The 23,886-nt window shown below is 72.6% G+C and carries 20 protein-coding genes; 12 read left to right on the forward strand and 8 right to left on the reverse strand.

The window, feature by feature from the left end; translation table 11 throughout:
• Positions 1-8: 8 nt before the first annotated feature.
• The 3 genes from CCZ36_RS29420 to CCZ36_RS29435 all read left to right on the forward strand — a co-directional run bounded on the left by CCZ36_RS29420 (position 9) and on the right by CCZ36_RS29435 (position 5,777).
• Positions 9-1,151, forward strand: coding sequence for an XdhC family protein (locus tag CCZ36_RS29420; RefSeq protein WP_128818940.1), 1,143 nt, complete (start codon positions 9-11; stop codon positions 1,149-1,151).
• Between the two features lie 204 nt (positions 1,152-1,355).
• Positions 1,356-5,021: a S8 family peptidase gene (locus tag CCZ36_RS29430; RefSeq protein WP_128818942.1), complete on the forward strand. Its 3,666-nt coding sequence runs from the start codon at positions 1,356-1,358 to the stop codon at positions 5,019-5,021.
• Positions 5,022-5,105: 84 nt separating this feature from the next.
• A complete protein-coding gene (locus tag CCZ36_RS29435) occupies positions 5,106-5,777 on the forward strand; it encodes a hypothetical protein (RefSeq protein ID WP_128818943.1) in 672 nt (223 codons plus the stop codon).
• A 42-nt stretch (positions 5,778-5,819) separates the two neighbouring features.
• Here CCZ36_RS29435 and CCZ36_RS29440 read toward each other — a convergent pair whose 3' ends face one another.
• The 4 genes from CCZ36_RS29440 to CCZ36_RS29455 all read right to left on the reverse strand — a co-directional run bounded on the left by CCZ36_RS29440 (position 5,820) and on the right by CCZ36_RS29455 (position 9,411).
• The gene (locus tag CCZ36_RS29440) at positions 5,820-6,194 is read right to left on the reverse strand and encodes a hypothetical protein (RefSeq protein ID WP_128818944.1); all 375 of its coding nucleotides are present in this window, start codon (positions 6,192-6,194) and stop codon (positions 5,820-5,822) included.
• Positions 6,195-6,323: 129 nt separating this feature from the next.
• The gene (locus tag CCZ36_RS29445; RefSeq protein ID WP_128818945.1) at positions 6,324-7,877 is read right to left on the reverse strand and encodes a peptidoglycan-binding protein; all 1,554 of its coding nucleotides are present in this window, start codon (positions 7,875-7,877) and stop codon (positions 6,324-6,326) included.
• A gap of 244 nt (positions 7,878-8,121) precedes the next feature.
• Complete coding sequence (locus CCZ36_RS29450; protein ID WP_069736717.1) at positions 8,122-8,853, reverse strand: nitroreductase family protein; 732 nt, start codon at positions 8,851-8,853, stop codon at positions 8,122-8,124.
• Positions 8,854-8,964: 111 nt separating this feature from the next.
• Positions 8,965-9,411 (reverse strand): nitroreductase family deazaflavin-dependent oxidoreductase, encoded by a 447-nt coding sequence (locus CCZ36_RS29455; protein ID WP_128818946.1) that lies wholly within the window; start codon positions 9,409-9,411, stop codon positions 8,965-8,967.
• A 281-nt stretch (positions 9,412-9,692) separates the two neighbouring features.
• On the opposite strand from CCZ36_RS29455, the gene CCZ36_RS29460 reads away from it, so the two are divergent.
• The 3 genes from CCZ36_RS29460 to CCZ36_RS29470 are packed head-to-tail and all read left to right on the forward strand — an operon-like array spanning position 9,693 to position 12,130.
• Positions 9,693-9,926 (forward strand): acyl carrier protein, encoded by a 234-nt coding sequence (locus CCZ36_RS29460; protein ID WP_006128548.1) that lies wholly within the window; start codon positions 9,693-9,695, stop codon positions 9,924-9,926.
• The gene (locus tag CCZ36_RS29465) at positions 9,923-11,188 is read left to right on the forward strand and encodes a beta-ketoacyl-[acyl-carrier-protein] synthase family protein (protein ID WP_128818947.1); all 1,266 of its coding nucleotides are present in this window, start codon (positions 9,923-9,925) and stop codon (positions 11,186-11,188) included. The genes CCZ36_RS29460 and CCZ36_RS29465 overlap by 4 nt, the downstream gene beginning before the upstream one ends.
• Positions 11,189-11,209: 21 nt before the next feature.
• Positions 11,210-12,130 carry an alpha/beta fold hydrolase gene (locus CCZ36_RS29470; RefSeq protein ID WP_128818948.1) on the forward strand — a complete coding sequence of 307 codons (921 nt, stop codon included), beginning with the start codon at positions 11,210-11,212 and terminating at the stop codon, positions 12,128-12,130.
• A gap of 44 nt (positions 12,131-12,174) precedes the next feature.
• On the opposite strand, the gene CCZ36_RS29475 is transcribed toward CCZ36_RS29470, so the two are convergent.
• The 3 genes from CCZ36_RS29475 to CCZ36_RS29485 form a co-directional block, all read right to left on the reverse strand.
• Positions 12,175-14,586 carry an endonuclease/exonuclease/phosphatase family protein gene (locus CCZ36_RS29475; protein WP_128818949.1) on the reverse strand — a complete coding sequence of 804 codons (2,412 nt, stop codon included), beginning with the start codon at positions 14,584-14,586 and terminating at the stop codon, positions 12,175-12,177.
• Between the two features lie 222 nt (positions 14,587-14,808).
• Entirely contained in the window at positions 14,809-15,888 is a 1,080-nt protein-coding gene (locus tag CCZ36_RS29480) for a glycoside hydrolase family 5 protein (protein WP_069741502.1), read from the reverse strand.
• A 210-nt stretch (positions 15,889-16,098) separates the two neighbouring features.
• Positions 16,099-16,494 (reverse strand): VOC family protein, encoded by a 396-nt coding sequence (locus tag CCZ36_RS29485; RefSeq protein ID WP_069736723.1) that lies wholly within the window; start codon positions 16,492-16,494, stop codon positions 16,099-16,101.
• Between the two features lie 84 nt (positions 16,495-16,578).
• Between CCZ36_RS29485 and CCZ36_RS29490 the strand changes: the two genes are divergently transcribed.
• The 5 genes from CCZ36_RS29490 (at position 16,579) to CCZ36_RS29510 (ending at position 21,674) form a co-directional block, all read left to right on the forward strand.
• Entirely contained in the window at positions 16,579-18,078 is a 1,500-nt protein-coding gene (locus tag CCZ36_RS29490; RefSeq protein WP_128818950.1) for an MFS transporter, read from the forward strand.
• Positions 18,075-19,115 carry a glutathione S-transferase family protein gene (locus tag CCZ36_RS29495; RefSeq protein ID WP_069736725.1) on the forward strand — a complete coding sequence of 347 codons (1,041 nt, stop codon included), beginning with the start codon at positions 18,075-18,077 and terminating at the stop codon, positions 19,113-19,115. Before CCZ36_RS29490 ends, CCZ36_RS29495 begins: the two co-directional genes overlap by 4 nt.
• 75 nt (positions 19,116-19,190) lie before the next feature.
• On the forward strand, positions 19,191-20,345 hold the full coding sequence (locus tag CCZ36_RS29500; RefSeq protein WP_069736726.1) for a right-handed parallel beta-helix repeat-containing protein: 1,155 nt from the start codon (positions 19,191-19,193) through the stop codon (positions 20,343-20,345).
• 79 nt (positions 20,346-20,424) lie between these two features.
• Positions 20,425-20,949 (forward strand): SigE family RNA polymerase sigma factor, encoded by a 525-nt coding sequence (locus CCZ36_RS29505; protein ID WP_128818951.1) that lies wholly within the window; start codon positions 20,425-20,427, stop codon positions 20,947-20,949.
• Complete coding sequence (locus CCZ36_RS29510; RefSeq protein WP_128818952.1) at positions 20,946-21,674, forward strand: hypothetical protein; 729 nt, start codon at positions 20,946-20,948, stop codon at positions 21,672-21,674. Before CCZ36_RS29505 ends, CCZ36_RS29510 begins: the two co-directional genes overlap by 4 nt.
• Positions 21,675-21,685: 11 nt before the next feature.
• Here the strand turns inward: CCZ36_RS29510 and CCZ36_RS29515 are convergent, their stop codons facing one another.
• Positions 21,686-22,564, reverse strand: a complete 879-nt coding sequence (locus CCZ36_RS29515) for a DMT family transporter (protein ID WP_128818953.1) — start codon at positions 22,562-22,564, stop codon at positions 21,686-21,688.
• Positions 22,565-22,710: 146 nt separating this feature from the next.
• Between CCZ36_RS29515 and CCZ36_RS29520 the strand changes: the two genes are divergently transcribed.
• Complete coding sequence (locus CCZ36_RS29520; RefSeq protein WP_128818954.1) at positions 22,711-23,847, forward strand: winged helix DNA-binding domain-containing protein; 1,137 nt, start codon at positions 22,711-22,713, stop codon at positions 23,845-23,847.
• Positions 23,848-23,886: the final 39 nt, after the last annotated feature.

Below are 23,886 nucleotides of genomic sequence, written 5' to 3' on the forward strand. Positions count from 1 at the left end.
AGAACGCCATGCTGGACATCGCCGAAGAGCTGCACCGGTGGGTCTCGCAGGGACGCGAGTTCGCCGTCGCCACCGTGGTGGCGGTCGGCGGCAGCGCGCCCCGGCAGCCCGGCGCGGCCCTCGCCGTCGACCGCGACGGCACGGCCGTCGGGTCGGTCTCCGGCGGCTGCGTGGAGGGGGCCGTGTACGAACTGTGCCAACAGGCCCTGGAGGACGGCCGGCCCGTCCGTGAGAGCTTCGGCTACAGCGACGAGGACGCCTTCGCGGTCGGCCTGACCTGCGGCGGCATCATCGACATCCTGGTGACCCCGGTCCGGGCGGACTACCCCGCCCGGCCGGTGTTCGCCGCCGCGCTCGCGGCCGCCGCGGAGGGGACGGCGGCCGCACTGGCCCGGGTCACGGACGGGCCCGAGGACATGCTCGGCCTGCCGCTCCTGGTCCGCCCCGACGGAAGCCACGAGGGCGGGCTCGGCGGCCACCCGGCACTCGACCGGACCGCTGCCGCCGAGACCCGGGCCCTGCTCGACGCGGGCCGGACCGGGCCGCTCGCCATCGGCGCGGAGGGCTCCCGCTGCGGCCGGCCCATCGAGCTGCTGGTCGAGTCCAGCGTGCCGCCGCCCCGCATGATCGTGTTCGGCGCCATCGACTTCGCGGCGGCCCTGGTGCGGGCCGGGAAGTTCCTCGGCTACCGGGTCACCGTCTGCGACGCCCGCCCGGTCTTCGCCACCGCGGCCCGCTTCCCCGAGGCCGACGAGATCGTCGTCGAATGGCCTCACCGCTACCTCGCCGGAACCGAGACCGACGCCCGTACCGTGCTCTGCGTCCTCACCCACGACGCCAAGTTCGACGTACCGCTCCTGGAGGCGGCCCTGCGCCTGCCGGTGGCCTACGTCGGCGCGATGGGCTCGCGCCGCACCCACCTGGAGCGCAACGACCGGCTGCGCGAGTTCGGGCTGACCGAACGCGAACTGGCCCGGCTGCACTCGCCGATCGGTCTCGACCTCGGCGCCCGTACGCCGGAGGAGACGGCCCTGTCCATCGCGGCCGAGATCGTCGCGGTCCGGCGCGGCGGCAGCGGCGTACCGCTCACCGGGGCCCACACCCCCATCCACCACGACAGCAGCGGACAGCCGCTCGCCTCGGTGGCCTGAAACGCCCGTCACCACCCCGTCCATCCCGGGCGGGTTACCGCCACGGCGGTTTCCCGCCCGCCCTGAACGCAGCGGTCACCCCGGATCAACCGGTAGATCAGCTGCATGACTTCTTCCCCCTCTTCCGTTCCCGGCCGGGCGAGATCCGCTCGCCCGGGACGCAGAGCCCTGCTCCTCGCGACCTCGGCGGCCCTGATGGGCGGCATGCTGGTCCCCTTCGCCGGCGCGGGAACCGCCGGCGCGGCCCCCGCGCCGCGCCCCGGGGCCCCGCGCTCCGAGGCCGGCGCCGAGAGCCACACGATCACCCTGGTCACCGGCGACGTGGTGCGGTACGCGGACGGCCCCGGCGACCGGGACACCGTCACCGTGGACCGCCCCGACGGCGCGAGCGGCGGCGTCCGCATCCAGCAGGCGGGCGATGACGTGTACGTCCTGCCCGACGAGGCCACCACGCTGATCGCGGCGGGCACGCTGGACCGGCGGCTGTTCAACGTCTCGGCCCTGGTCCGCATGGGGTACGACGACGAGGGCACCGGTGCCATCCCGGTCATCGCCACCTACCCGCCCGCCCGTGCCAAGGCCCTGCCCGCCACCCCGCGCGGCGCGAAGAAGGTCCGCACCCTCGCCTCCATCCACGGGGCCGCGCTCAGCGCCGACAAGGACGGGGCGCGCACCTTCTGGGACGCCATCACCCGTACCCCGAGTGCCCGTTCGCTCGACAGCGGCATCGCGAAGCTCTGGCTGGACGGCCGCTCCGAGGCGCTCCTCGCCGACTCCGTGCCGCAGGTGAGGGCCCCCGAGGCGTGGGCCGCGGGCTTCGACGGCAAGGGCACCAAGGTCGCCGTCCTGGACACCGGCATCGACGCCGACCACCCGGACGTCAAGGACCGCCTCGTCGGCGCCCGCAGTTTCGTTCCCGGCGAGGAGGTCGACGACAAGCACGGCCACGGCACGCACGTCGCCTCCACCATCGCCGGATCCGGCGCGGGGTCCGACGGTGCGAACAAGGGCGTCGCCCCGGCGGCCGGCCTGCTCGTCGGCAAGGTCCTCAGCGACGAGGGCTCCGGCGCGGACTCCGGGATCATCGAGGCCATGGAGTGGGCGAAGGCGGAGGGGGCCGACATCGTCTCCATGAGCCTCGGCTCCCCGGTGCCCGACGACGGCACCGATCCGATGTCCCAGGCCGTCAACTCCCTCTCCGCGGACGGCGGTCCGCTCTTCGTGATCGCGGCGGGCAACGCGTACGGGGCGGGCACGATCGGCTCGCCCGGCTCGGCGGAGCAGGCGCTCACCGTCGCCGCCGTCGACAAGCGGGACGGCCGCGCCGACTTCTCCTCCATGGGCCCGCTGGTCCGCTCGCACGGACTGAAGCCCGACCTGTCGGCACCCGGGGTCGACATCAACGCCGCGGCCTCGCAGTCCGTGCCCGGCGCCGAGGGCCTGTACCGGTCGATGTCCGGTACGTCGATGGCCACGCCCCATGTCGCGGGCGCGGCCGCCATCCTGAAGCAGCGTCACCCGGACTGGACGGGGCAGCGCATCAAGGACGCGCTGATGACCTCGTCGAAGAAGCTCGACGCGTACACCCCGTACCAGCAGGGCACCGGCAGGCTCGACGTGAAGGCGGCGATCGACAGCACGATCGAGGCCACCGGCTCGGTCGAGGTCGCCTCCTACGCCTGGCCGCACAGCCCGTCCGACGAGGTCGCCGAGCGCACGATCACCTACCGCAACACGGGTGACGCGGACGTGACGCTGAACCTGGCCACCGACACGGAGGAGGCGGCCTACACGCTCTCCACCGACACGCTGACCGTCCCGGCGGGCGGCACCGCCGAGGCGGTCCTGTCCCTGGACCCGGCAGAGGTCCCTGTCGACACCACCTTCTCCGGCCAGGTCGTCGCCGCCGACGCGGCGGGCACGACGGTCGCGCACACCGGCTTCGCGCTCACCAAGGAGAAGGAGCTGCACGATCTGACGCTGAAGCTCCGCGACCGGTCGGGCAAGCCGATGGACGGCCTGGTCGTCCTCGCTGAACTGGGCGACCCGCAGCTCGGCCTCGTCCAGGTCGGCGGCGGCGAGACCACGCTGCGCCTGCCGCCCGGCAACTACACCGCCTGGGCCGCCGTCGACGTCGACGGCGACCGCCCCGACTCCAAGGCCGTCGCGTTCCTCGCGGCCCCCGAGACGATGCTCACCGGCTCGACCACGGTCACCCTCGACGCGTCCAAGTCCCGCAAGGTCAGCGTGCGCACCCCGAAGGAGACCGAGACCCGCCAGTTCCGCTACGACATGGCGCGCACCGCCCCGGACGGCACCGTCCAGCGTGACGCGTACCAGATACCGCTCACCTACGACCAGTTGTGGGCGAGCCCTACGAAGAAGGTGAAGGAGGGCGACTTCAGCTTCCTGACCCGCTGGCGGCAGGGCGAGGAGCTGCTGGACGTCGAGGCCGACGGGCATGACGTACCGGTGCACGTCCAGGGCGGCGCGGCGATCGCCGAGGACAGCCGGCAGAAGCTGACGGCGGTGTACGCGGGCAAGGGCGCACCGGCCGACTACCAGCGCCTCGACGCGCGCGGCAAGGCCGTCGTGATCAACCGCAGCGCCGATGTCACCCCCGCCGAGCGTCTCGCGGCCGCGCTGGCCGCAGGGGCGAAGGCGCTGTTCGTCGTCAACGACGAGCGCGGCGTGGCGATGGAGAGCTACACCCCCTGGGGAGAGGAGACCACGATCCCGGTCGCCTCGGTCCACAAGTCCGCCGGCGAGACGCTGATCAGCGCGGCGAAGCGCGGCAAGAAGATCCAGCTCGACCAGAAGAGGTTCGCGGACTACCTGTACGACCTGGTGGACCGCCACGACGGCACGATCCCGGACCGCTCGCTGGCCTTCGCGCCCTCGACCCGCCGGCTGGCGAAGGTGGAGAACACCTTCTACGGCCACAAGAAGACGCTCGGCGCCGGCTACCGCTACGACATCCCGGACTACGGTCCCGGCCTCGGCTTCGAGGAGTACGAGCAGTTCCCGGACGTCCGCACCGAGTGGGTCAACCCGCTGCCGGGTGACTCCTTCTGGTACGAGAACCACTCGGTCCTCGACGCGGAGGAGTCCGATCGGGCCCACGAGATGCGCAGCGCGGAGCTGGACTACCGGGCGGGCAAGGGCTACCGCGCCGAGTGGTTCGCCCCGGTGACCCGCCCCCGCCTGGGCACCGGCTACTGGGGTCCGTTCCGCACGGTCGACAACGACCTCCAGTTCAACATCACCCCGTGGACGGACGCGGGCGCGGGCCACTCCGGCTCGATGCCCGAGAACGAGTACGACACCACCTCGTACGCCTTCTACCAGGGCGACACACAGCTGAAGAAGGGCGCGGGCAGAGCGGGCTACATCGGTGACCTCTCCGCCGAGAAGCGCCCCTACCGCCTGGTCATCGACTCGGCACGCGACGCGAAGACCTGGAAGACGTCGACCCGTACGCGCTCCGAGTGGGGCTTCGTCTCCGGCGCTCTGGACGAGGCCGGCCCCTACCGGGCCGACATCCCGCTGCTCCAGCTGGACTACGCCGTCGACACCGACCTGGCGGGCGACGTCCGCGCCGGCCGTACGACGGAGATCGGCCTCACCTCCGGCACCCAGGAATGGCTGCCGGGCGCGGTGAAGGCGAACAAGGCCGCGCTGTCGGTCAGTTACGACGACGGCAAGCACTGGACGAAGGTGGACCTCCGGAAGAAGAAGACCGGCGAGTGGACCGCCACGTTCCGCACCCCGTCGAAGGGCGCGACCTCGGTCTCGCTCAAGGCCCACGCGCAGGGCCCGGGCGGGCTCGTCGTCGACCAGGAGATCATCCGGGCCTTCGGCCTGAAGTGACCCCCTGACCTGGTCCCGCGCCCCCTTAGGAGGGAGTGCGGGACCAGGTGGGTCGGCTTCGGGCCGGTGCGGTTGGATGGGCCCATGAGCGTTCACGACGTGGCCCGCGGGCTGCCGGGCATATCCGCCCTCACCGATCTCTGCCGTTCCCTGGCGATGCTCGACGCGATCCTGTGTCCGGAGTGGGACCACCGCTGGCACGGTTTCGACGCGCAGTGGTCGCCGACCGAGGCGATGGCCTCGATGCGGGACGGGGCGGGCGGGGAGTACTCCGTCGTCTTCTCCGCCGCCGGCGCGTACGCCCGGGGCTTCGACCACGAGTCGCCGATGAGCCCCTACGTGGACGACGCTCCCTGGCCCGGAGTGCTCGACGAGGTGCCCGAGGTGTTCCGGCGCTACGTGGACGAGCCGTCGTTCTGCGACGAGTTCGGGCTGCCCGTCGTCACCGCCTGCCTCTGGCGGGAGAGCGGCGACGACCGCTGGCGGGCGGGGGACGTGGAGTTCCCGGAGGACGGCGAGGACTCCGACGGGGCCGACTGGCTCTTCCAACTGCTCGTCTCCGGGACCCCCGAGTCGTACCGGGAGTGGGCCGAGGACCACTTCGAGGTGACCGTCGACCTCGAAGCCGTACGTCACGTCTACGCGCTGCGACCGCTGACGGACGAGATCGTCGCCGCGCTCAACCCGGAGCGGGTTCCCGCCGAACTGGCCGAGGACATCGAGGAGATCGGATACCCGGTCGGCGCGGGCGAGTGATCCGGTGAGCCCTTCGGGGGCGGTCCGTCGGCGGCCCCGGGGTCACTCGTCGTCCTCCGGGACCGTCGGATCGCGCCGGGCCAGCGCCTCGGCCACGGGTACCCCGGTGCGGGCCGCCACGGCCAGGCGGGCCCGGACCTCCGCGCCGGTGCGGGGGCGGAAGCGCGGCTGTTTGCCGCAGCCGCACGGCTCCAGGCCCTCGTAGCGCAGGCCCGCCCCCAGCACCGCGGCCACCGCGCCCCAGGCGTCGGTGTCGCGGCGCGGCGGGGGCGCGAAGTCGTGACCGGCGCAGACGAGCGCCCGTCCGCAGTTCGGGCACGGCGGGTCGCCGCCGTCCCGGGGGAGCCGCTTGAAGCTGACGCGGCAGGCGACGCAGGCGTAGTGCAGCTTGTAGTGGACCGTCGCGTAGAAGCACACACGACGACGCTACCGGGCCGCTCCGACAGCGGGCCCACCCCGGGCGGAAACCACCTGGGGTGGGCCGGCTGCTCGTGTGCGGGCCCGGGCGGGTCCTCCGTGCTCGTCAGGGCCCACCCGGGTCCGTGCTCACTTGCCGTTCTGCAGGGCCGTCCACGTGGCCGGGCCCACCTGACCGTCGACGCCCAGCTTGCGGGCTTCCTGATAGCTCCGCACCGCCGTGTCCGTGGCCGGGCCGAAGCTGCCGTCCACGCCCACGGTCCTGCCGAGCGCCGCCGTCAGGGCGCGCTGGAGCCGCTTCACCGCATCGCCCGAACTGCCCTGCTTCAGCGGCGGGGTCGAGCCGGCCGACAGCAGGGCCGTCCAGGTCTTCGGGCCGACCATTCCGTCCGCTTCCAGGGAGCGGGCCCGCTGGAACGCCTCCACCGCGCTCTTCGTGGTGGGGCCGAACTGGCCGTCCACCGCGCCCGGCCGGTAGTTCTGCGCGGTCAGCAGCGTCTGGACGGCGGTCACCTGCGGGCCCGACGAACCGGACTGCTGGGTGGCGTACAGGGGGAACGTCAGACCGTCGCCTCCGTTGCCCGGGTCACCGCCGATCAGCTCCATGTAGTAGTCCCAGTCCCAGTGGGGGCCGGGGTCGGTGTGGTCGTTGCCGGGCACCTCGACGTGGCCGACGATGTGCGCCCGGTCCTTCGGGATGTTGAACTTGGCGCTGAGGTGCGAGGTCAGCGCCGCCGACGAGCGGTACATGGCGTCGGTGAACCAGGCCGGCTCGTCCACCCACCCCTCGTGCTCGATCCCGACGGACGAGGCGTTGGCGCTGCGCGCGTGCCACGCCGTGTCCTTGTCGCGGACCGTCTGGGTGACCTCGCCGTCCGACGACCGGATCACATAGTGGGCACTGACCTGGGACGCCGGGTTCTGGAACCAGCTGATGGAGCCCGCGTACGAGCCCTGGGTGACATGGACGACCACCTTGTCGACGCTCGCTGTGCGGCCTACGGCGAAGTTCTGGGCGTGGGCCGGTACCCAGCGTGCGGAGGGGTAGTCCTCGCTCTGCGCGTAGACGTCGGACGCCGACACCTCGTCCTTGTCCGGGTCGACCGGCCGCGAGGGTACGAGCACCTCCTCGCCGCCGGCCACCGTCGCGGCCACGCCCTCGGCCAGGAAGGTGAAGACCGCGTCCGCGTAGAGCGCGGCGGCCGGCCCGTCGGCGGCGCTGTAGCGGGCCACCGCCGGATACCAGGCGTTCACGTCCCGCCGCTCGGCGGCGTCCAGGCCCAGTGCGTCGGCGTGGTCGCGCAGGACGGCCGCGCCGCCGAGGATGTTGGCCGTCGTGTCCCGGCGCAGCCGGGCCGCGCTCTCGCCGGTCAGCTCGGCGGCCTTCTCCAGGGAACGGTTGGCGGGGTTGCTCGCCAGGTGCATCACGCCGTAGCCGTTCGCCTGGCTGGGCTTGCCCGCGTGTCCGTTCAGCCGGGACTCGCCGTACCCCACGGCGGCCAGCAGATCGCGCGGTACGCCGTACTCCTGGGACGCCTGGGCGAAGGCGCGGTTCATCGGATCGGGCGTGTCGGCCCGGGGCGCGGCGTTCGCCGGCTGCCCGGCGGCGAGAAGGGCCGCGGCGGTGAGGGCCGCCACGGCACAGGCGCGGGCCCGGGTTCGGGCGGCGGTGCGTAGGGGCATTAGGGCTCCTGCTCTGGGGGAGGAAGTAAAAAGCCCTCGGGCCCGGGCGGGCCAGAGGGATACCGAACCCGGCCAGGCTATCCATCTGAGTGGAGCATGACAAAGAGGCTCGCCGCCGATTCCTCTGGCAACTTCCTGCAAAGTCAAGGGAGTTGCTTGAACCGCTGCGCCTGTCGGGTGACATCGAGGGTCACCCGACAGGGGTGCCGATACCGGTTGACGCGGGCCGAGGAGGGGCTTGCCGCTACCAGCGGTCGCGGTGGACGACGTCCGCCACCGGGCGCCGCCGGACGGGCCCGAAGTTGCCCGCGGGCCAGCCCACCGGAACGGCGGCGAACGTCGCCATGTCGTCCGGGATGCCCAGCTCCTTCTTCCACTCCTGTTCCAGCATCAGATGCCAGATGGTGATGTTCGCCGCCAGCCCCAGCCCCCGGGCCGCCAGCAGCAGGTTCTGCACCCCCGGATAGACGCAGGAGCCCTCCGCCAGCGCCTGGAACCGGGTCTGCGTGTTCATCATGTGCTCCGTGCCCGCCGGGCCGAGCGCCCGCGCCGACGCCGCGAGGCCCTCCTCGTCCAGGCGCGGCTCGGGGAACCGGTAGCACGGCACGATCAGCACCGGGGTGTCGGCGAAGTGGTCGCGCTGATACTCGATCGCCGCGACCATCCGGCCGTACGCCGCCTCGTCCATGCCCTCGGGGGCGTACTTCCCGGTCGTCGCCAGATACGCGTCCACGCACCGCTTCCACAGCGGGGCGAGCCGCGCCATCACCTGGCGGTCGGTCACCACCACGTACTCGTAACACTGCATGTTGCCGCCGCTGGGCCCCCAGACGGCGGCCTGTATCAGCTGCTCGACCAGCTCCTCCGGGACCGGCTCCGGCTTGAGGCGGCGCATGGCGCGCATCGTGGACATGGTGGCGAAGAGGGCGGGGCCGCCGAGGGCGGACGGGTCGGCCTGAACCGTTTCCATAGTCATGATCGCGGAGTTTACGGTTCCGACCGGCGCGCCAGAAGGGGTCGCGGCAAGGGCTCTCGGCACATGCCCCCGGCGGACGGACCGCGCGGCCTCCGCACCCGCCGTTTCGGCTCAGGTCCGTGTCAGCCGCACCACGGGGATGTCCCGCTCGGTGCCCGCCTGGTACTCCCCGTAGCGCGGGAACAGCTCCACCAGCCCCGGCCACACCCGCGCTTTCTCCTCGGGGGGCAGCGTCGCCGCGACCGCCCCGAACCGCTCGGTCTCCACCCGCAGTCGGACCTCCGGGTTCGCCTGGAGGTTCAGATACCACAGCGGCGGCCGGTCCGATCCGCCGTTGGACGCCACGATCAGATAGTCCTCGCCGTCCCGCCCGTACATCAGCACCGTGCGCCGCACCGCCCCGCTGCGCCGGCCGACGTAGTCCATCAGCAGACAGGGGACACCGAGCTGGGTCGTGCCCTTCGTGCCGCCGGAGGACTCGTACAGCTCGGCCTGCCGGGCGACCCAGTCGGCGGGGCTCAGCGCGACCTCCGCGTTGCCGTTTTGCTCGGCCGTCATGGGCTTCTCCTCTGCTCGTGGTCTCTTGGTCTCGTGGCGTCCGGTTCGGACCGCCCCCCATCCTGGCATTCCCGTCGTCTCTCCTCCCTCGTCGCCCCACCTCGGATTCGTACACCTGGACAGCCCTCCCATCGCACGGGGGAACGCGGACCGGGGGTCCGCCCGCGAAGGCGTATAAAGGGTCCTTCCGGAGCAGCCGGCGTCCCCCGATGGCCCCTCCCCCCCCACCTCCCCTCACCACGCGGCCGGCGTCACCGCGTCACCGAGCCCAGGAGAGCCGCATGAGCACGTCGGAAGAGATCAGCACGCTGCTGGTGACGAAGTTCGGAACCGACCCCGAGGCCATCCGCCCCGATGTTCCGCTGCACCGGCTGCGGCTGGACTCCCTCGCCCTGGAGGAGCTGCGGCTGCACATCGAGGACCGGCTGGATGTGGACCTGGAGGACGTCGCGCTCACCTCGCGCGACACCGTCGGCCGCCTCGTCGAGGCCGTGCAGGGGAAGGTCACCGCGTGAGCGCGGCCGCCACGGGCCCCTACCGCCGGGCCCCGCTCGCCCCGTTCGCCGCCGCCGTCACCGGCGTCGGCCTGGTCACCTCGGCCGGCACGGGCGTGGCAGCCGCCTGGCACGGTGTCACCGAGAGCCTCGCGCCGTCCGCCGCGCCCCGGCCCGAACTCGACGGTCTGCCCTGCGACTTCTTCTACTCCGTCACCGACTGCGACCCGGGGGCCGTGCTCGGCGTCGCCACGCAGCGGCTGATGGACCGCTTCTCCCAGCTCGCCGTCATCGCCGCCCGTGAGGCCGTCGCCGACGCCGGACTCGACCCGGCCGTCTGGGACAGCGCCCGGGTCGGCGTCGTCATCGGCTCCGCACACGGCGGACTGCCCTTCTACGACGAACAGGCCGCCGCGCTCGCCGCGCGCGGCCCCCGCCGCGTCTCCCCGAAGCTCGCCCCGCTCAGCGTCGTCAACGGCGCGGCCAGCAGCGTCAGCCTGGACCTCGGCGTCCACGGACCCAGCCAGGCCGTCTCCACCGCCTGCTCCTCCGGCACCGTCGCCATCGGCACCGCCCACCAGATGCTCCGCTCCGGAGCCTGCGACATCGTCATCACGGGCGGCGCGGAGTCCACCTGCACCCGGCTCCTGATCGCCAGCGCGTGCAGCCTCAAGGCCGTCTCCACCCGCCGCGAGGACCCGGCGGCGGCCTGCCGCCCCTTCGACACCCACCGCGACGGCTTCGTCGTCGGCGAGGGCGCGGGCCTGCTCGTCCTGGAACACCCGGACCACGCCCGCGCCCGCGGCGCCACCGTCCGCGCCCAGGTGAACGGTTACGGCGCCTCCAGCGACGCCCACTCCGCCGTCGCCCCGGACCCGGACGGCCTCGGCATCGAGCGCGCCCTGCGCGCCGCACTCGCCGACGCGGACCTCTCCCCGGCCGACGTCGGGCACGTCAACGCCCACGGCACCTCGACGCTCTCCAACGACCTGATCGAGGCGACGATGCTGTGCCGCGTCCTCGGCGACGCCCCCCTGGTGACCTCCACCAAGGCGATGACCGGCCACACCCTCGGCGCGGCGGGCGGCATCGAGACCGCGCTCACCGTGCTCGCCCTCCAGCACCAACTGGTCCCGCCGACGGTCAATCTGGACGCGCCCGACCCGCGGATCACCATCGACGTGGTCGCCAAGGAAGCCCGCGCCGCCGCCTTCGACTGCGCCGTCAAGACCTCGCTGGGCTTCGGCGGGCACAACGCGGCACTCGTCCTCACCAGGCCCTGAGCGGAAGGGAACGCAGCACCCATGCCCGAGGAGATCATCCGGTCCCTGTCGGCCGACGGAGTGCGCTACGGCTACCGCGTCCTGCCGTACGACCGGAGCGGCGGGGCCGTCCCCCGTACCGAACCGACGCTCATTCTCGGCGGCGCGCTCCAGGGCATGTTCGGCTGGCCCCAGATGGACGACCACCTGGGCCCCGCCGCCGACGTCGTCACCGCCGACCTGCCCGGGATGGGGGGCGCGGACCCGCTCCCGCCGGGACCCAGCGCCGATCTGCTGCGCCGCGCCGTCCTCGGCATCGCCGACGACCTCGGCGCCCCCCGGCTCAACGTCTTCGGCTTCTCCTACGGCACCGCCATCGCCTTCGGCTTCGCCCAGCGCCATCCGGAGCGGGTGGCCCGGCTCGCCCTCGGCGGGGTGCCGGTCCATATCGACGCCGCCCAGGTCGACTGCTGGGAGAGGGCCCGGCGGCAACTGGCCGCCGGGGACCGCGAGGGGTTCGCCGCCACGGCGGCCGACGCGCTGATGTGCCTCGACCCCGAACGCCCGGTACACCGGCGGGAGCTGGCCCGTCGCTATGTGCGGCGCTCCTTCCTGCACGCGCTCACCCACTCGCCCCACGCGGCGGACTCCCTCTACCGGGCGCTGGCCGACCGGCCCGACTTCACCGGCGGACTCACCGGCGTACCGGCGCTGGTCTTCGCGGGGGAGCACGACACGGTCACCTCGCCCGCGCGGCAGCGGGAGTTCGCCGAGACGGTCGAGGGCAGCCGGTTCCTGACGATCGGGGAATCCGACCACTGGGTGGTCCTGGAGCGGGCCGAGGAGGTGGCCTCGCTGGTCACCGGCTTCTTCACCGGGCAGGAGCCGGTGACCGGCGCGCAGGGCGGGGACGGCGCGGTCGTGCTGCCGCGTCAGGCCACGGCCCCGGCCGGGCGGACCTGAGCTTCGGTCCGCCGCAACCGGGGCAGTGCCTCACCGCCTACGCCCTACCAGGGCCGGAAGCCGCCGACCTTGAACCGCACCACCTGGGGGTCGTGGTCGCTCGCCTGGTCGGCGAACTCGGCGTTGATGTGCACCACGTCGTAGTCGGGGCGGCGGACGCCGGGGCTCGTCAGGATGTGGTCCAGCGTCTGCGAGTTGCCGTCGAAGACATAGCTGTACCGCTCGCCGACGGGCAGCGTGCCGATCAGCGGATTCAGCACCTTCCCCTTGGTCAGGGCCTGCATCGTCGGGGAGAACTCGAAGTCGTTGAAGTCCCCGAGCGCGACGACCCGCGCCGACCGGTCCGCCTTCAGCAGCGAGGTCACGAAGGTGTTGACCTCGGCGGCCTGCTGGACCCGCTGCGTCTCCGAGGACCGCGTCGGCTCCTGGTAGCGGCCGTGCAGCGGCTGGTCGCCGCCCTTGGACGCGAAGTGGTTGCCGATGACGAAGACCGGCTTGCCCCGGAAGACGAACTCGCCCACCAGCGGCTTGCGGCTGTTCTCCCACGCCGGGCTCTCCGGGTTGATCCGGCCCGGGGACGCCGACAGCTTGACGCCGAGCCAGGTGTCGACGGCCCGCACCGGCGTCGTGGCGTCGCCGCCCGGCCGGTCGGTGAACGAGACCCGCTTCGGGTTGTAGAGGAAGACGTTGCGGATGTTGCCGCCCGGCTGGCCGCCGTCCTCGTTGTTCTCGGGCGCGATGTACCGCCAGGCGTACCGCGGTCCGCCCTTCGCGACGACCGCGTCCGTGAACCGCTTCAGCGTCTCCTCGGAGCCCGTCGTGCCGTCGTTCACCGCACCGTTGTCGTCCTGGATCTCCTCCAGCGAGACGATGTCGGGGGAGGACAGGTTGACCGCGACTCCCTCGGCCAGGGTGTCGAACTTGGCCTGGTCGTCGCGCGCGTCGAGGTTCTCCACGTTGTACGTGGCGACCGCCAGCTCGTTCTTCTTCTGCTTGCGGGTCACCTCGCGCCGCAGCTTGTTGTCGACGACCGTGCCCAGCTCGGTGGCCTGCACGTTGTAGCCGCCGTAGCTCGCGTAGTCGAGTACGCCGGTGGTGCGGCCCTGCAGCACGTCTCCCACGTTCGCCGTGGGAATCGGCTGCGCCGGATCCAGGGACATCACCTTGAGCCGACCGGTGTTCTGGTCCTCGTACGAGGCGTAGAGCGTGCCGCCGCGCCGGGTCGGGTTCTCCTTCGGCTTGACCGTCACCCAGATCTCGTCGTACGCGGTCGTCGCCCCGGTCACCCGGGTGTCGGCGATCCGGATCCGGGAGCCCTCCAGCGCCTCGTACAGGTCCAGGGCGTAGCGGTCCGGGTCCAGCGGGAGCGCGTCGATCGCCCCGCCGTCTGCGGAGGGCACGTAACGGCCGGGCACCGAGCGGGCGTCGAGGACGACCGGGGCGGGCAGCGCGTTGCCGGAGGAGACCACGGTGACGCGGGGGCCCGTGATCTGGGTGAGCGACTGGGTGGCGGTGCCCGGGTAGTACTCCGCGACCTTGCCGCTGACCAGGACGGAGTCCCCGGCCTTCACGGTCGGTGCGGCGGAGCCGGTGTAGACGAACAGGCCCTCGCTCGTGCGCGGGTCGTTGTCGGGCGCGGTGTCCTGGATCCAGAAGCCGCGCGAGCCGCTGGTGCGCACGCCCGTGACGATGCCCGGAACGCCGGTCACCGCCGTGCCCTCCAGCGGGGAGAGGCGGGTGGTGCCCTGGATGTCGTGGATCCGTATGTCGCCGGGCTCGGTCGGACCGGGTTCCTCCGGCTCCTGGCCGCCGCCGGACGTCTCGCCCTTCGCGTTGACCGGGGTGGGCGCGCCCGCGGAGAGGTCGGCGGCGTTGTCGTCGGTGTCGGCGAGCGAGGCGGCCCGGGCGACGGACGCGGTGGCCGAGGCGCCGGGGACCGGGCCGCTGCCCTCCCGGACGACCGCGGAACCGTAACCGACCAGATCGACGATCCGGGTGTCCGCGGCGCAGTCCGCCGCCGACTTGCAGGTGAGCGGGGCCGTCCCGGAGACCAGGGCGACGGTGCCGCTGCCCGCCGCCATGGCGATCGTGCCGGTGGCGTCCGCGGTGGGCAGCGCGACCGTTCCGCCGGTGCCCGCGGCCTGCGCGACCAGATAGCGGCCGCTGGGCGCGATCGAGCCGGACAGCTCGGAGACCTGCCACCGCGATCCGGCCGACGGGCTGCCCGGCAGGTACTGGACGCTGAGGCCGCCGACCTCGAAGGGCGCGGAGCCGGCGTTGGCCAGCTCGACGAAGTCCCGGGTCAGCGTCGCGCCCGAGTTGCCCCCACCGCCGTACACCTCGGAGATGACGGCGGTGGCCGACGGCGCCGCCTGAGCGGCGGGCAGGGCGGTCACCGCGAGAGCCGCGGCGACGGCGCCGGTCAGCAGGACGGAACCGGATCTGTATATCTGCACGGGAGGAGCCCCCAACTGAACTGAGTGGTAGGGGCAAAAGCTATGCGCGTAGAACAGGGGATGACAAGGCACCATCGGTAAATTCCCGGCATCGACCGGATGGAGGGCAGGTCTGTCGCCCCGGCCGGGGCCGTCGGCGCGGGCAAGCCCACCCTCGTCGAACCGTCCGCCGACGCCCCCCGCGCCGCCGTACGGCCTGACGGCGCGGGGAGCGTACCGGGGTCACTGACGGATACGGTCGCGGATCCAGACCCCGGCCTCCTTGAGGACCCCGGTCCCCGTCCAGTTGGTCCCGTTGCAGGTGCCGGTCTTGAAGACGGCGCCGGACCGGTGGTCGTCGGAGTAGTTCCAGTTGGTCCAGGAGATCTTCTTGCGCTTCATCAGATCGAGGTAGCGCTGCGACATGGCGAAGTCGTTGGCACCCTCGCCCGCGTAGTTCTGCGTCCCGAACTCCGTGACGAAGACGGGCAGTCGGTCGGAGGCCCGGTCGAGCGTGTTGAGGTACGCCTCGCGGTGCGAGGCCGCGTAGAAGTGGAAGGTGTACATGATGTTCGAGGCTCTGACAGGGTTGTTCACGACCTCGGACTCGTTCGATCCCTCGGACACGCCGAAGGACGACCAGGCGCGCGTGCCGACCAGCACCACCGCGTCGGGGTCCTCCGCCCGGATCACCGGGATGATCTGTTCGGCGTACGACTTGATGGCCGACCAGCTCACCCCCGAGGGTTCGTTGGCGATCTCGTAGAGCACACCCGGGTGGTTCCGGTACTTCTTCGCCATCGCCCTGAAGAAGGTCTTGGCCCGGTCCAGGTTCGCGTTCGGGTCGCCCGGGGTCAGCATGTGCCAGTCGATCACCGCGTACATGCCGCGCGCGTGCGCCGCGTCGACGAACTTCTGCGCGCGGGCGGTGAATCCGGCCGGGTCCGTCTCGTACCCGCCCTCCTGTACGTAGGTGGAGACGCGCAGCACGTCGGAGCGCCAGTCCTGGGCGAGCGCGTCCAGCGAGCCGTCGGTGACGCACTGGGCGTACCACTGGGTGCCGTGCGTGCTCATCCCGTTGAGCGCGACCGCCTGGCCGGAGGCGTTGCAGAGCCGGAGGCCGCAGACCGAGAGCTGACCGTTGGCGGCGAGCGGGGTGGCGGCGGTGGGGGAGGCGGGGGCCGGTGCGGCTCCGGCGCGGACGGGAGCCATCAGCGCGGCGACGACACCGAGCGCGGACGCGGCGAGCAGCGCCTTGCGGGCCGTCTCGCTGCGGCCGGTGGTGACCGTGGGGGTGGTGGGGGGAGTGGTGCGCTGGTGCATGGTGGTGCTCCCTTCGGAGGGGGGTGGGAGGCGCCATGTCGGCAGAACTGAAAGTAAAGGTTCCTACCAATTGGCGTCAACGGTGATGGGCAACTTTCCTTCCCGTTGAACGCGCTCGGCGGAAGGGCCGGTTGAAGACCCTTCCGCCGGGCGTCCGTCCGTCCCGGCGCGCCGCGGCACCGCTGAGCCCTCCGGCAGAGAGGTGCCGCCTCAGTCCTCCGGCAGCGGATAGACGGCCAGCGAGAACGAGTGGCCCGCCGGATCCCCGTACACCCGCACGTCCCGGGGTCCGCTGTTGCTGTCGCCGGTGTCGACGGGACGGGCGCCCAGGGATATCGCCTCCCGCTCGGCCTCGTCGATGTCCTCCCGCGCCACCAGGATCCGCAGATGCGCCTGCTGCGAATCCTCCGGGCGCGGCCAACTCGGCGGGGCGTAGCCGTGGTCGCGGCGGATCGCCAGCCGGACGCCGTCGTGGCCGACGATCTCGATGAAGTCGGGGTCGCTGCCGATCCGGGTCTCGGCGCCGAAGAGACCGGCGTAGAACTCCGCCAGCTCCACGGGCTCGGCGCAGTCAAGGACGAGGACGCTCGTTTTCTCCACAGTCATGCGGGAACGGGTACCCCCGACGGGCCCGGCCACGCCGCCCGCCGATCCACGCGGAACGGACGGACACCACCTAAGGTGCGAACCATGGCACGGAGCGCGGCGCAGCCCGGGCCGACCGGGGACGACGCCGCCCCGGACGGCCCCGACCCCCGGCGTTGGCAGGCACTCGCCGTCTGCCTGGTCGCGGGCTTCATGACCCTGCTGGACGTCTCCATCGTCAACGTCGCCCTCCCCTCGATCCGGGAGGGCCTGAACACTCCCGAGTCCGATCTCCAATGGGTGCTCTCCGGTTACGCCCTCGCCTTCGGTCTCTTCCTCATCCCGGCCGGACGCCTCGGTGACGCGCGGGGCCGCCGGGCGGTCTTCATGGCCGGGCTCGCCCTCTTCACCCTCGCCTCCGCCGCCTGCGGAGCCGCCCAGTCCAGCATGTGGCTGGTGATCGCCCGTCTGGTGCAGGGCATCGCGGGCGGTCTGATCTCCCCCCAGATCTCCGCCCTGATCCAGCAGATGTTCTCCGGGCGCGAGCGCGGCCGGGCCTTCGGCATGTTCGGCACCGTCGTCGGCATCTCCACCGCCGTCGGCCCGCTGCTCGGCGGACTGCTCATCCAGGCCGCCGGACCGGACCACGGCTGGCGCTGGGTCTTCTACGTCAACCTCCCGCTCGGCGTCGTCTGCCTCCTGCTCGCCCACCGGCTGCTGCCCGACACTCCTTCCGCCACTCGGGTCCGCCCCCGCGACCTGGACCCGTTCGGCGTGCTGCTCCTGGGTGCCGGGGTACTGGCGCTGCTGCTCCCGTTCGTCCAGGCCCAGCAGTGGCCCGGCAACACGAAATGGCTGCTGCTCGTCCTGGCCGCCGCCCTGCTCACCGCGTTCGTGGCCTGGGAGTCGCGGTGCACGGGCGGACGCGTCCAGCCGGTCCTGGACCTGTCGCTGTTCCGGCTGCGCTCCTACTGGCTGGGCTGCCTGCTGATCCTGCTCTACTTCGCCGGGTTCACCTCGATCTTCTTCGTCACGACCCTCTACCTCCAGTCCGGCCTCGGCTACTCCGCCCTGCTGGCCGGACTCGCCATCACCCCCTTCGCCCTCGGCTCCGGATTCGCCGCGGCCGTCGGCGGCCGGCTCGTCGGCCGCTTCGGCCGCCCGCTGGTGGTGGTGGGCCTGGCCATGGTCGCGCTCGGCCTCGCGGGCACGGCCCTCGCCGTTCACCTGGTTCCCGGCCACGGAGCGGGCTGGGCGATGGCCGCCCCGTTGCTCCTCGCCGGCCTCGGCAGCGGACTGGTCATCGCCCCGAACCAGACCCTCACCCTGGCGGAGGTCCCCGTCCACCGGGCGGGCAGCGCGGGGGGCACCCTCCAGACCGGCCAGCGGGTCGGCTCCGCGATCGGCATCGCCGCCGTCGGCGCGGTGTTCTTCGCCCAGGTCGGCCCGGACGGCTGGGCCGACGCGTACGACCACGGGCTCATCGTCTCCGTCGCCTTCGTGCTGGCCGCCCTGATCGTGGCGGTGGCCGATGTCGGGGCCGGCCGACGGGGCAGACGACATGACGAGCGACAGGACGCCGACACATCGAGGAGCACGGCATGAACGACACGACCCCGGACACCACCGGCGACGACAGCGCCGGGAGCGAGGGCAACGACTCCTACGGCCACAAACCGTTCAAGCGGTCCAAGAGCCACTTCCCCGACCGGATCACCGCGGACGGCCGCGACGGCTGGCCCGTCGAACCCGGCCGCTACCGGCTCGTCGTCAGCCGGGCCTGCCCCTGGGCGAGCCGCGCCCTGGTCTCCCGGCGGCTCCTCGGCCTGGAGGAAGCCCTCTCCCTCGCCGTCGCCGACCCGATCCAGGACGACCGCAGCTGGCGCTTCACCCTCGACCCCGACGGCAAGGACCCCGTCCTCGGCATCCACCACCTCAGCGAGGCCTACGACGCCCGGGAGCGCGACTACCCCGGCGGCGTCAGCGTGCCCGCGATCGTGGACGTACCGAGCGGGCAGCTCGTCACCAACGACTACCAGCGGATCACCCTCGACCTCGCCACCGAGTGGACCGCCCTGCACCGCCCCGGAGCCCCCGACCTCTACCCCGAACCGCTGCGCGCGGAGATCGACGAGGTGATGGAGGGCATCTACCGGGACATCAACAACGGCGTCTACCAGTGCGGCTTCGCCAGCTCGCAGCAGGAGTACGAGGAGGCGTACGCCGCCCTCTTCGCCCGCCTGGACCAGGTCTCCGCCCGCCTCGCCGACCGTCGCTACCTGGTCGGCGACACCATCACCGAGGCCGACATCCGGCTCTTCACCACCCTGGTCCGCTTCGACCCCGTCTACCACGGCCACTTCAAGTGCAACCGGAACAAGCTGACCGAGGACCCCGTCCTGTGGGCCTACGCCCGCGACCTCTACCAGACGCCCGGCTTCGGCGACACGGTCGACTTCGACCACATCAAGCGGCACTACTACCAGGTGCACACGGGCATCAACCCGACCGGCATCGTCCCCGCCGGCCCCGACCTCTCCGGCTGGACCACCCCGCACCACCGCGAACAGCTCGCCGGCCGCCCCTTCGGCGACGGCACACCCCCTGCGGCGACTGTCCGAGATCCGGCGGCAACCTTTTGATCCTCGGCGGCGACAAGGAGTCGTCCGGCCGCACACGGCCGGACGACTCCCGACCGAGCGAAGGAACCACCCCACGTGATCACCAGCAGAGGACGACACCGCAGGACGCGTACGCTCATCTCCACCGTGGCCGTCGCGGTGGCCACGGGCGTCGCGGGCGTCTGGCTGACCAGCACCCCCGACGACGCCCGCGCCGCCGGCACGGTCGTCGTCTCCACCACCGCCGAGCTGGAGAAGGCGTTCGCGAACGCCGGGCCCGGCACCACCCTCCAGCTGCGTGGCGGCACCTACCACCCGGCGAAGAGCCTCAAGAGCCAGGCCGACGGCACCGCACGGAGCCGGATCACCGTGACCGCGTACGGGGCGGAGAAGGCCGTCGTCGACGGATCCCGGCTCCCGGCCGGTGCGTGGCTGGTCGCGATAGGCGGCGACCACTGGACCCTGTCGAACCTGACGTTCCGCAACTCCCGCGCCCACGGCGTCGTCGTGACCTCGTCCGTCGGCGGGATCTTCCGCAACCTCACCACCCACGGCAACGGGGACTCCGGCTTCACCCTGCGTGGTGAGGGAACGACGGACAACCTCATCGAGAACCTGGACTCCCACGGCAACTACGACGCGAAGAACCACGGGCAGAACGCCGACGGCCTCGCCATCAAGTTCGGCTCGGGCAGCGGAAACCGGGTGATCGGCGCACGGCTCTACAACAACGCCGACGACGGCGTTGACCTGTGGCAGTGGGCGAGCCCTCTCCGTATCGAGCGCAGCTGGGCGTACGGGAACGGGGTGAACCGCTGGAAGGACCCCGCCTTCGAAGGCAACGGCAACGGCTTCAAGCTCGGCGGCGGCGGGGCGAGCGCGGCGCACGTCATCACCGGCAACGCCGCCTGGGACAACGAGAAGCACGGCTTCACGGACAACAGCAACCCGGGCGCACTGCGCCTGCACCGCAACACCGCCTACGCCAACGACGCCTCCGGCTACTACATCGCCTCCTCGCCGTCCCGGCTCTCCCGGAACCTCGCACTCGACAACGCCTCCGGTCCGGCGAAGCTCGGCAGGCGCGTGGTGTCGGCCGCCAACACCTGGGACGCGGGCGGGGCAGGGGACCTGCGCCCGGCCGTCACCGACCCCACCACCGCGTACGGGCCCCGGCGCGCGGACGGCTCCCTCCCCGCCACGGACTTCCTGGTGACCGGCACATCGGCCATCGGCGCGGGGATGAAGTAGCCCGCCGCCGGTCCATGTCCATGGCGTAGGATCCGGCGCTCGGCCCGGATCGGCGCGCACCACGGAGGGGTTCTGGGGAATGACCGACGACACATCCGCGGAGTTCCACGACTTCTTCGACCGTCACTACGCCGAACTGGCCCGCCTCGCCTTCCTCCTGACGGGCGAGGCCGACGCCGCGGACGACCTGGCCGCCGACGCGCTCCTCGCCCTGTGGGACCGCTGGGACCGGGTACGCGCCGCCGGGCACCCCGTGGCCTACGCCCGCGGAGTCGTCGCCAACATGGCGCGCAGCCGCATCCGGGGGGCCGTGCGCGAGCGTCGGCGCGTCGCCCTGTTCTGGTCCCGGCGCCAGGACCACACCGAAGGGCCGGACCTGGCGGCCGTCCTCGACGTGCGGCAGGCGCTGCGAAGACTGCCCTTCCGCAAGCGGGCCTGTGTCGTGCTGCGGCACGCGCTCGACCTGTCGGAGAAGGACACCGCCCTGGCCCTGGGCATCTCGGTCGGCACGGTGAAGAGCCAGACCTCCAAGGGGATGGCGGAACTCGAACGGCTGCTGGGTGACCGCACCGCCCTCGAAACCGCGGGAAGTGGACGACGATGAGCGACCTGCTCAGGCAGTTGGAGGAAGCGGCCCGGTCGCACCGGCCGGACCGGGCGCGGATGCTGGCCCGGGTCGAGCGGGCCCGGGCCGGCGGCGTGGATCCCCAGGGCTCCCGCGCTCGCCGTACCCGACCGGCCTGGCCGCGCGTCGCCCTCGCGGCGTGCACCGCCACCGCGGTGTGCGTGATCGGCGGAGTCGCCGTCGCCGCACTCGTGCCGGGGGACGCGTCCCCTCCGCGGGAAGTCTCCACCGGCTCGCCGCCCGAGCCCCCCGACGCCACACCCCCGGCGTTCGGCGACAGCCGCCCGCCGGTGCCGGGCGACAGCCGCGTCACGGACGGCCCGCTGTGGGCCGACGGCTCCGTCGCCCCCGACGACAACATCCACTGGGCCCAGAGCAACGTCACCCTCAAGAGCCAGGATCCGCTCACGGCGCTCACCGTGGAACTGTTCGTGGCCCAGACGGGCCGGGTGCAGAGCACCGGACGGTGGGAGACCCGGCCCGAGGAGGACTTCGACCTCACCGTGTACGAGCGGGGCGGCATGGTCGTCTACCGCTGGACGCTCAGGCCCGGACGGACGCTCCCGGCCGGGACCCATGTCTTCGCCGGACAGTACGACCACGCCTCCGGCGGCCGCGACGCGGGCGCCGACGTGTACCGGGCCACGGCGGCGACGGCGAACGGCACGTACGAGGTCCACGGCGACTTCGCGCGCACCACCTGAGCAGGCAGCCGCTACCGCGTGCGAGGAGGCGCGGGCGGCGGCGCGAGCGTGCCCCTGGCCAGTGGCGTACGGGCCAGGCGCACGCACCCCGTGGCGATCAGGGCCAGCGCGGCCAGCTCGGGCAGCAGCCACCACCCGGTCCGCAGCTCCTCGTCGAACAGGGTCACCCCGAACAGGATGCTGATCAGCGCGTCCCCCAGCGTCAGCATCGGCTGAACCGCCACCAGACTGCCCGCCTGCAGCGCGTTCTGGAGCAGGAACAGCGCGCCCACCCCGGCCGCCGCCGTGGCGTACAGCTGCCAGGACGCCAGCAGCGCGACCGCCCCGCCGTCGTCCAGGTTCGCCATCGCGTCCTTCATCAGCGCGGCCGTCAGCGCGTACCCGCAGGCGGCGGCCAGGCCCAGCAGCGCCGCCTGGAGGTTGCCCCGGGTGCGGAGTGCGGCAGTGATCAGCCCCGCCTCGAACATCCCGGTCACCAGCAGCGCCGGAATCCACGCGAAGTCCTCCACCGTGTCGCTGCCCTCGACCGGGGCGGCCGCCGCCATACCGAGCGCCAGGCCCGCGGTGACCGCCGCGACCCCGGACCAGACGGCCGCGTCCGCCCGCACCCGCATCACCAGACCGGCGATCAGCAGCGTCAGCGGCAGCTCGATCACGAAGATCGGCTGGACCACCGCGATCGGCCCGGTGGCCAGCGCGATCGCCTGGCAGACCGCCGCCACGACCACCAGCCCGATCCCCGCCAGCCATACCTTCTGCCGCACCAGGCGGGTCATCAGCGACAGCCGCATGGCCTCGCTGTCGGGCACCTCCATCGCCGCCCGGCGCTGGAGCACCGAGGCGGCTCCGTTGCTGAGGGCGGTGAGGACGGCGAACAGGACACTGATCACCGGTTCATCATGGAGCCGTGCCGGCCGGTGCGCTCGCACACGGGCCCGGTGGGCGTGCCGCGCGGCTGCGGCCGGAGTCGACGTGACGAGGACGCTCCGCCGATTGCGGACCGTGGCTGACCGCAAGCGCCGGTAGCGTGCGGACCATGGCCACGAAGACGCACCGCACCGCCGCACACTCCGCCGTCCTGTCCGTGCGGGCGCTGAACCGGGCGACCCTGGACCGTCAGCTCCTGCTGCGCAGGTCACCGATGTCCGCCAAGGACGCCGTCGCCCACCTCGTCGGGCTCCAGGCGCAGAACACCAAGCCGCCGTACTTCCAGCTGTACGCCAGGCTCGCGGACTTCGACCCCGCGGAGCTGTCCGCGCTGATGGAGTCCCGCGAGGTGGTCCGCATCGTCACCCTGCGCTCCACCCTCCACACCCATACGGCGGACGACGCGCTCACCCTGCGCCCGCTGGTGCAGGCGGCACGCGAGCGGGAGCTGAAGGGGTTCCGGCGCGGGCTGGAGGGGGTGGACCTCGACCGGCTGGCGACGGTGGCCGAGGAGCTGGTCCGCGAGCGCCCACGCCCGGTCGGAGAACTGCGGAAGGAACTCCTCGCGCACTGGCCGGAGGCCGACCCGCTCGCGCTCACCGCCGCCGCCCGCTGTCTGCTGCCGCTGGTCCAGGTCACCCCGCGCGGACTGTGGGGCCGCAGCGGGCAGGTCGCCCTGACCACCGTGGAGCACTGGCTCGGCCGGCCCGCCGCGCCCGTGCGGGAGCTCGACGCCACCGTGCTGCGTTACCTCGGCGCGTTCGGCCCCGCCTCGGTGATGGACTTCCAGTCATGGGCGGGCCTCACCCGTACGAAGGAGGTCTTCGAACGGCTCAGGCCCGGGCTGCTCACCTTCCGCGACGAGCGGGGCGTCGAGCTCTTCGACCTGCCCGACGCCCCGCGTCCCGACCCCGGCACCCCGGCCCCGCCGCGCTTCCTGCCCGAGTTCGACAACGTCCTCCTCGGCCACGCCGACCGCACCCGCGTCATCCCCGCGGTGAACAAGGGGCGCAACGGGGTGGGCAAGCAGGCGTACGGCTCCGTGCTGATCGACGGGTTCTTCGACGCGGTCTGGCGCATCGAACGCGATGGCGGTGCGGCGCTCCTGACCGTCCAGCCGCTCCGCGGCCTGGCCCGCGCCGAGCGCGCGGAGATCGCCGACGAGGCGGCGCGGATGCTGGCCAGGATGACGGACGCGACGGATCAGGACGTGCGGTTCGGCACGTTCCTGGACTTCGGCGACTGAGACTCCCTCGCGGGACACGGGAGACCGGGACGCGGGACA

The organism is Streptomyces sp. S063 (assembly GCF_002832675.1).
GTDB classification, from domain to species: domain Bacteria; phylum Actinomycetota; class Actinomycetes; order Streptomycetales; family Streptomycetaceae; genus Streptomyces; species Streptomyces sindenensis.